1 protein-coding gene is annotated in these 862 nt (G+C 70.0%); it reads left to right on the forward strand.

Annotated features, from left to right (window positions below; translation table 11 throughout):
* Positions 1-54 precede the first annotated feature (54 nt).
* Entirely contained in the window at positions 55-471 is a 417-nt protein-coding gene (locus E2E34_RS34745; protein ID WP_138905773.1) for a hypothetical protein, read from the forward strand.
* Positions 472-862: the final 391 nt, after the last annotated feature.

Genomic DNA, 862 nt, shown 5'->3' on the forward strand with positions numbered 1-862 from the left:
AATGGGGGGTTATCCCCACTGCCGACTCCCTGGGCACTCCGTAACGTTGCCACCATGGAAACCCGCGACCCTGAACTGAAGAAGGAACTCGACGCGACCTTGCACGCGCGCAAGGAGCTCGGGGACGACTACGAGTCGGCGCTCATCGAGTCGTTCCTGGAGAAAGTCGAGCAGCGGCTCGACAGTACGGTCGACCGCCGCGTCCGGCGCCAGCTCGCCGAGCAGCAGATGGTCGTCGCCAGAGGTGGTGGGAAGCCGCCCCGGAGCGAGTCGAGCTTCGGCGAGCGGTTCGGCTTCGGCGCGCTCTCGCTGGTCCTCGCCATCCCGCTGTCGGCGATCGGCGTGGCCAACGCGGGGATCGAGGGCCTCGTCGTCGCATGGCTCGGCATCGTCGGCGTCAACGCCGTCCATGCCGCGCGCGGCTTCCCCTGGTTGCACGGGAAGCGCGAGAAGTCCGACTGGGCGGACTGAGCGCGAATCCGGCGGGCCGACTGAGCCCGCAACCGCGCGCACAGCGCTCCGAAAGCCGACTCGGCCCGCAACCGCGCGCACAGCGCTCCGGAAGAGGATGTCGCGGGAACCGCCGCACCCCCGGTTGCCCGGGGGCCGGGACGACAGCGGTCCCCGCGAGAGACGCGGGCCGGGATCAGGTTCGGCGCCGCGTCCAGGCGTCCATGGAGGTCCGGGAGCCGCTCCGGTAGTCCTTGACGCCGACAACCACCACGATGCACGAGGCGTGTTAAGCCGGTGCTGCGCGAACGTGTCGCCCTCGTACCACTTTCGCGAAGCCACGGATTCCCGGCCCGGCGCGCCCCCTCACCGCACGACCCTCACCGCACGCCCCTCACCCCTGTCTCTTATA

It is taken from the genome of Streptomyces albidochromogenes (assembly GCF_005981925.1).
In the GTDB taxonomy this organism is placed as follows: Bacteria; Actinomycetota; Actinomycetes; order Streptomycetales; family Streptomycetaceae; genus Streptomyces; species Streptomyces albidochromogenes.

Bases quoted from the DNA above. Each gene is read 5' to 3' on its own strand.
- E2E34_RS34745 (WP_138905773.1), top strand. From the start codon at position 55: ATGGAAACCCGCGACCCTGAACTGAAGAAGGAACTCGACGCGACCTTG.